At 63.0% G+C, this 6,386-nt stretch carries 5 protein-coding genes, 1 tRNA gene and 2 pseudogenes; 2 read left to right on the top strand and 6 right to left on the bottom strand.

Going from position 1 to position 6,386, the window contains the following annotated elements:
• Positions 1 to 105: 105 nt before the first annotated feature.
• Together K0M74_RS06180 and K0M74_RS06185 are read right to left on the bottom strand one after the other, a co-directional pair.
• Positions 106 to 933, bottom strand: a pseudogene (locus tag K0M74_RS06180) (TolC family protein); the annotation flags it as partial.
• 36 nt (positions 934 to 969) lie between these two features.
• Positions 970 to 1,632 carry a protein-L-isoaspartate O-methyltransferase gene (locus K0M74_RS06185; protein ID WP_293969222.1) on the bottom strand — a complete coding sequence of 221 codons (663 nt, stop codon included), beginning with the start codon at positions 1,630 to 1,632 and terminating at the stop codon, positions 970 to 972.
• A gap of 250 nt (positions 1,633 to 1,882) precedes the next feature.
• Here K0M74_RS06185 and K0M74_RS06190 point away from each other — a divergent pair.
• Positions 1,883 to 1,956: transfer RNA gene (locus K0M74_RS06190), tRNA-Cys, on the top strand.
• A 192-nt stretch (positions 1,957 to 2,148) separates the two neighbouring features.
• On the opposite strand, the gene K0M74_RS19820 is transcribed toward K0M74_RS06190, so the two are convergent.
• Genes K0M74_RS19820 through K0M74_RS06205 form a run of 4 tightly spaced genes read right to left on the bottom strand, consistent with a single transcriptional unit; the run spans position 2,149 to position 3,477 of the window.
• On the bottom strand, positions 2,149 to 2,502 hold the full coding sequence (locus K0M74_RS19820) for a helix-turn-helix domain-containing protein (RefSeq protein ID WP_366932638.1): 354 nt from the start codon (positions 2,500 to 2,502) through the stop codon (positions 2,149 to 2,151).
• Positions 2,499 to 2,825: a hypothetical protein gene (locus tag K0M74_RS06195; protein ID WP_293969225.1), complete on the bottom strand. Its 327-nt coding sequence runs from the start codon at positions 2,823 to 2,825 to the stop codon at positions 2,499 to 2,501. The genes K0M74_RS19820 and K0M74_RS06195 overlap by 4 nt, the downstream gene beginning before the upstream one ends.
• Entirely contained in the window at positions 2,822 to 3,010 is a 189-nt protein-coding gene (locus tag K0M74_RS06200; RefSeq protein WP_293969228.1) for a hypothetical protein, read from the bottom strand. Before K0M74_RS06200 ends, K0M74_RS06195 begins: the two co-directional genes overlap by 4 nt.
• Positions 3,007 to 3,477, bottom strand: coding sequence for a hypothetical protein (locus K0M74_RS06205; protein WP_293969231.1), 471 nt, complete (start codon positions 3,475 to 3,477; stop codon positions 3,007 to 3,009). Before K0M74_RS06205 ends, K0M74_RS06200 begins: the two co-directional genes overlap by 4 nt.
• A gap of 476 nt (positions 3,478 to 3,953) precedes the next feature.
• On the opposite strand from K0M74_RS06205, the pseudogene K0M74_RS06210 reads away from it, so the two are divergent.
• A pseudogene (locus K0M74_RS06210) lies at positions 3,954 to 6,386 on the top strand (hypothetical protein); the annotation flags it as partial.

Genomic DNA, 6,386 nt, shown 5'->3' on the forward strand with positions numbered 1-6,386 from the left:
CCTCAGTCGGCCCGATGCGCTTTTGGTGTTATTCTCGGAGGGGGGGTCGTTCACCTAATTCTGTTTGTTGTGGACCCCGCCGCTGGGCGGCGCTCCCAGCTTGGCCAGCCGCGTCGCGCGCGCGACGCCGATGTCGGCGCGGCTGGCATTAACCGCCTGATTCGCCGCTTCGATGTCGGGATTGCTGGTCAGCGCGATCGCGACGGCTTCGTCGGGGGAGGCTGGCAGGTTCGGCAACTGCGGCGGCTGCTCAAGGTCAACCGGTGCTTCGCCGACCAGCCGAACATAGGATTCGCGGCTGGCAATCAGGTTCGCTTCGGCGGTCCGAAGATCTCCTTCGGCCAGCGCGAGCCGAGCCTCCGACTGCGCAACGTCGGTGCGGGTCAGGTCGCCGATCTCGAAGCGGTCGCTTGTCGCCTGCAAATTGGTCCGCAGCACCGCCACATTCTTCTGGTTCAGCTGCACGATCGCCTGATCGCGGATGACGTCCATATAGGCGCCGACGGTCTGGGCAAAAATGCTCGCCTCGGTGGCGCGCAGGTCGGCCTGACCCGCCTCCACGCGAAATTTGGCGGCCTTGACCGCATTACGCACCGCACCGCCCTGATAGATCGGCACCGACAGCTGCCCGCCGACACTGACAAAGCGCTTGGGCGAGAAAAAGCTGTTGCCGGGCAGCACCAGATTTTCCTGATAATCGACGCCGACGCCGACATCGGGCAGGCCGCCCGATTTCTGGATCGGGACATTTTCGTCGTTGGCGCGCTGTCCGGCGCGCGCCGCGGTCAGCGTTGGATTGTTTTCATAGGCTTTTGCCAGAGCCTCCTGTAATGTTTCGGCGTGCGCCGCCGACGACAGCGTCAAGGCGCCGACGGCGAGACCGGCGAGCCAGCGGGCGCGGGGGAGAGGCTGTTTCTTATCGGTATCGAGCATCGTCATGTCAGCCTGAAACAAGGAGGGATGTGGCTTTTAGAATGTGAAGCCCGCCGGGGCGGCAAAACCGGGCAGGGGCGCGACGTCCATGTCAGCAAAGCTGCGCAGCGCGATGGTGCCGCCCGCCTTTCCCCCCTGGACCAGCCGCGTCACCGCGCCGTCGGGGCGCGCTGTGACCAGGCGGCCGCCGTCGGCCAGCTGTCCGGCCAGCGTGTCGGGCAGTGTTTCGATCGCGCCTTCGACGATGATGCGGTCGAACGGGGCAGCGTTTGGCGCACCGGCGCTCAGCGGTCCGGCGACCCAATGGATATTCGCGTCGCTGGTCGCCGCCTGCGCGATCGCCATCAGCTCGGCCTGTTCCTCCACCGCATGGACCTCGGCGCCGAGCCGCGCGAGCACCGCGGCCGTATAGCCCGTCGCACTGCCGACCAGCAGCACGCGCTGGCCGGGGCGGATCGCGGCGGCTACGAGCATGCGGCCGGTGACCAGCGGCGCGTTGAGTGCGCGCCCGTGGCCCAGCGCAATCGCGCGGTCGGTGTAGGCAACACTCGCCAGATGAGCGGGCACATGCGCCTCGCGCGGCACCGCCGCCATCGCGCCGACTACCGCCGCGTCGATGACGTCGTTGGTGCGCAACTGGCTGTCGATCATGGCAGCGCGCATGTCCGCCGCGGTGATTTCGCTAAACTTCGTCGCCATCAGCGTATTCCGATTCCCTGGGGCTATGAACCTGTGCGGGGCAGCTCTAGCCCAACCAATGCTGTATTGCAATAGTAATACAGCCTCTGTCCGCATAGACGCGCATAGCTCGCAACACGAGTGCCGCCAACCCTGCATCATGGGATGGGCGGGTGTACGGGCGAATCCTTGACAAGGCGGCGAAACCCCCTCACTAGCGGCGCCGTCCAACACCCGGCCCATCCCTCAGGGATGCGGTTATTTGGCATGAGGCCCGATGGCGGAGTGGTGACGCAGCGGATTGCAAATCCGTGCACGCCGGTTCGATTCCGGCTCGGGCCTCCACCGATTTTGCGACCAAAATCAGCCAGTTAGTCTTGGCGCCCTGTTCGGAACGGGCCGCGAACGCCTTTGCGTCTTGTTGCACGGTGTTGCGCCGTTTTCCGTGCTTTTGTTCGCTTTACGTGCCAGTCCGTGCAACATGGATGCGACATAGCGGGGGGCAGAACCATCCCAGTTTGGGGTTTCAATGCCCGATCAATATTCGGGCTTTGGCGATCCCTTCCTAGGGGGCAGGCATGCGTTCGATCGGTCGATGACCGTCGGCCGTCTAGGCGCGCGGGGTATCACTCGCCGGGGCGTGGCTGTGGGCTCAGGATTTGGGCTAGACTGGGTAACCGTGGCAGTCTCCTCAGCTGCTGCGACTGCCTCGTATCGTTGCACCTCCGCCGCCGGGATCCTTATCAGGATGCCAATCCTGAAACACTGCAATTCGCCCTGATTGATCAGCTTGCGCACCATGCTGTCGCTGCATCCCCATCGATCGGCCAGTTGCGCAATCGAATAGGGCCGGGCAGCATGCTCGGGGAGGATCTGGCTGGGCGTCGTCATTTCTCGGTACCACGTGGCTTAGTCCGGTTCCGCGCGCGACGCATCGATGCTTCGACTGCCTCGCCCGATAAATACGATCGCCTTGGCCGCCCTGATCGCGGTGCGCGGTAGACTTCCGCGGTGCCGATGGCCTGATCTGCCCGGGCCGCCGTCAATCGCTCTTCTGACTGCCGGCGCACCCAGTCTGCCGCGTATTTCGAAACAGCATCGATCGCGCCCATCTCGGCGAGCATATCCATCTCTTCGGGCGTGAAGCGCATGCCCTTGCCGGCTTCCAGCTGCTTGTAGAGTCTGCGCACGAATTGGGCTGGCGTGATGCTCATCCGTAATCCTCGTCATCCCATGGATTGTGCGCGGGCGGCATCGCGGGCTGATCTTCGCCGAGCAAGATGTCGATCGTCTGAGCAGCGACGTTGATGTGGATCCGCGCTCGCTCGTACCCGGCGCGCTTGCAGGCCTTCAGGGCGCGTTCGATGTCACCTTGGCCGACCGATGCTCGCTGGGTCATGTTATGGCGTTCAGGGCCATCAAGCTGGCTCCCACGAAACAAGCTAGGCTGGCGATCGCGGCAACGATGCCGGCGACCAGGGCAAAGTTTCCCTTCTTCATGTCCGCCTCAAACTCATTTTGGCCGGTCGTGCCGAGCGCTTCAGCTTGGCCATTCCATGCCTGCATCTGACAGACGTTATAGAAGTACAGCTGAGTGAAAAATCCGCAGGCATATGCCACCAGCACGCAAGCCAGCCCCGTGCCGTATACGCCGAACGCGCCCTGCATGCTGGCAGGATCGACCTTTGAACCGGTGTTGCCGATGAACGTCAGCAACGCGATGATCGCGCCGCCGTTGCCGATGGTGAGCGCGCTCAGCAGTGCTTTCGAATAGTCGACCTGGTATTGAAGCCGGGCGAGTGCCTCCGCAGATTGCGCCTCATAATCCTGAAGTCCAATTTCTCGCTTCATCTTGTCTTCGGTCATCATCTGCCCCCTTGGCGACGGTAGCGCACTTTCGCTTGGTGATCGAATCGACCTCCGCTATAATCACCGGACATAATCAACCGCTGCCCCCTTCAGCGCAAAAACATATACCGAACGAATTGCCGCCCCGAGACAAGGGGCCGATAAGTGGCACAGAGCACAGTTTTTCCGGCATTCATCCGCGCCGAGTACGATCACGGCTCGCCAGGGTTTTGCGACTTCGAGCGCAGCCAAGCCGCTGTCAGCGAAAACATCGAGCCTGGGATCGAATCCGGCTTGGCTGATCGACGTCGCACTGCAAGCACACTCCCATCGAATGTTCGCCTCGACATCGGGGGGCATCCCGCATGACGAAAGCCACCGTCTTCCCCGCTTTCATCCGCGCCGAATATGACGGCGCCTCGAACGGCTTTCGCGACTTCGAGCGCAGCGCCAATGCTGCCAGCGATAACGTCAAGCGCCGGTTCGATACCGACATGGCCGAAATCAAGCGGACCGTCGCGAATGCGCTGACGATGCCGAAGAATGCCGCCGGTGGCCTCGACTTCAACACGGCAGGAATGCGACAGGCCGCGGCGCAGGCCGAAGTGACTGTCCGCGCAACCCGCGACACCGCAATAGCGGCCGAGCAACTGGCACGCTCTACAGACGACACGTCGGAAGCGACCCGTCGCTATATCGTGGCAGCCCAGGCCGCAGCGCGCGAAGCCGAAGAAGAAGCCCGGGCGCTGACTGCCAAGGCGGTTTCATACGAACGGCTGCAGGTCGAAATTGATCGAGCCGCGGTTTCGTCCGGTCGACTGGCGAACGAAGCCCAGCAAGCCGCCACATCGAACAGCCGGCTGGCTTTGTCGCAGGGCGCACTGAGGCAGGCATCCATCGGCGCGGGCCAGCAGCTGCAAGATATCGCGATCAGCTTGTACAGCGGCCAGCGCGCCGGCGTCGTCTTCGCCCAGCAGTTGCCGCAGCTGTCCTTCGCGCTCAGCGGCCTCGAAGGCTCGACGAACAAGACGGCAGCCGGGATCGGACGGTTTGCCACCTTCCTGTCGGGACCATGGGGCATCGCCGTCGGTCTGGGCGTCGGGGTGCTCGCGACCTTCACTTCTGGTCTTTTCGCAACCGATGACGCCCTCAAGAACGTCGAGTTTTCATCGTTCAAGCTGAACGAGGCACAGGGCATCCTCGGCGGCGTGATGGACATCACGACGGGTAAGATCAATAATCAGAACGCCGCGCTGCAAGGGCTTGCGCAGGCTCAGTTGCTGGTCGCCAAGGTTCAGGCGCAGGGCAGGCTTGCGGAAGCTCGCCGCGGGGTGACGGCAATTCAGGATCGGAAACTGATCCTCGACGGCGGATTCGGTGGCGGCATCAACATCGGCCGCCGTGGTCGCGACGGCCGCGACGTGATCTCTCAGGAGGTGCTTGCCGGCGAGCTGACCACGAAAAAGGCGGTCGACCAGCTTGAACAGTTGCGCCGGATCGGGCGCCTCACTGATGACGAATTCACCGCGGCCGCGACGTCGGTGGCAAATCTCGGGCTCGAGCTCGAAAACCTGAAGGTGTTCGACTCCGCGAACCGGCTGCTTAATGGCCAGGCGACAGCAGGCGACCGCAATCTGCTCGTGAAGCCCAAGACGCCCCGCAAGCCCCGCACTGGCGCCAACGAGGCGGACAAGGCCGCGCGCGCGGCGCAGCAACTTGAAGACGCCATCGATAAATCAGCCGATTCCGTTTCCCGCCTTCGCGGCCAGTTTGATGAAGCCCCCAAGGATATCGACAAGGCCGCCGAGGCGACGCGCGATCTCGATAATATCCTGAAGGATATCGAACGCCGATCGGCCAGTGGAAAGCTGACCGGCGCGGACAAGGCGCGGGATGCTGAAACCCGTCGCCAGATCGAGGATGCCAAGAAGAACCTGCTTCCCCAGTTCCTGCAGCGTCCGATCGAGGCGCGCATCCAGGCGGGCGAACGGGAGCTCGAATTGCAGCGCCTTGCACTCGCCGGGCGCGAAGACGAAGCCGACCTTCTGTCGTTCCAGTATGACATCATGCGGCAGATGAATGTCGAGACCGAGGACCAGCTTCGTAAGGAACTCGAAGGCCGCGGCATCAGCTGGGACCGCTATCAGATCCTTGTAAAGCAGCGACAGGAAATGAACGACATGGTTCGGGCGCAACAGCGTCTCGACCGTGCCGGCGTATCGGTCGCCGCCCAACTTCGCGAAATCGACGGCATCCGCGGCAGCATCGAAGAAGCCATCGCACGCGCACCCGGCGACGCGGCAGGCGCGGTGAAGGACCTGGTCGGCAACATAAAGACGCAGTTCCGGCAGTTCTCAGCACGACAGCTTACCGATCGTCTGTTCGGTGACGTGTTCGACCAGCTCGAATTGGAGATCCGGTCGAAGTCCCCCGTCGGCCGCGCCACGCTCGATTATGTCGAAAGCACATCCCAGGCCACGGCCGCACTGGATAGGTTCACGGATAGCCTGGACGTTGCCGCAACGAAGGTGCCAGCCAACGATAACGCGGCCAGCGGCATACAGGCGGGCGTCGGAGCAATGTATGGGAAGTTCCCGATCACCGTCTCCGGGTTCAAACTGCCCGAGAAATTCGGATCACCCTCATCGCAGCCTTCTGGCGACGTTTTCCAGACGACCTTCACCCGTTTGTTCGAACGATATCTCGGCAAGGGCGCGCCCCTCGCTCGTGACCTTGGGTCGGTGCTGCAGGGCTATCTTGAGGCGGGGCCGGTCGGCGCTGGCATCAACGGTCTGTCGGCCCTGTTCGGCAAGGAGTCCGGCGTCGGAAAGGCGCTTCAGTCGCTCAGTTCACAAATGCCCGTTATCGCCGGCATCATGCAGGCCCAGAGCGCGATCGGCAGCTTTCTCGGTAACGACGAAATCAAG

Source organism: Sphingopyxis sp., assembly GCF_019459305.1.
Classification (GTDB): Bacteria; Pseudomonadota; Alphaproteobacteria; order Sphingomonadales; family Sphingomonadaceae; genus Sphingopyxis.

Bases quoted from the DNA above. Each gene is read 5' to 3' on its own strand.
- K0M74_RS06205 (WP_293969231.1), bottom strand. From the start codon at position 3,477: ATGACCGAAGACAAGATGAAGCGAGAAATTGGACTTCAGGATTATGAG.
- K0M74_RS19820 (WP_366932638.1), bottom strand. From the start codon at position 2,502: ATGACGACGCCCAGCCAGATCCTCCCCGAGCATGCTGCCCGGCCCTAT.
- K0M74_RS06200 (WP_293969228.1), bottom strand. From the start codon at position 3,010: ATGACCCAGCGAGCATCGGTCGGCCAAGGTGACATCGAACGCGCCCTG.
- K0M74_RS06195 (WP_293969225.1), bottom strand. From the start codon at position 2,825: ATGAGCATCACGCCAGCCCAATTCGTGCGCAGACTCTACAAGCAGCTG.
- K0M74_RS06185 (WP_293969222.1), bottom strand. From the start codon at position 1,632: ATGGCGACGAAGTTTAGCGAAATCACCGCGGCGGACATGCGCGCTGCC.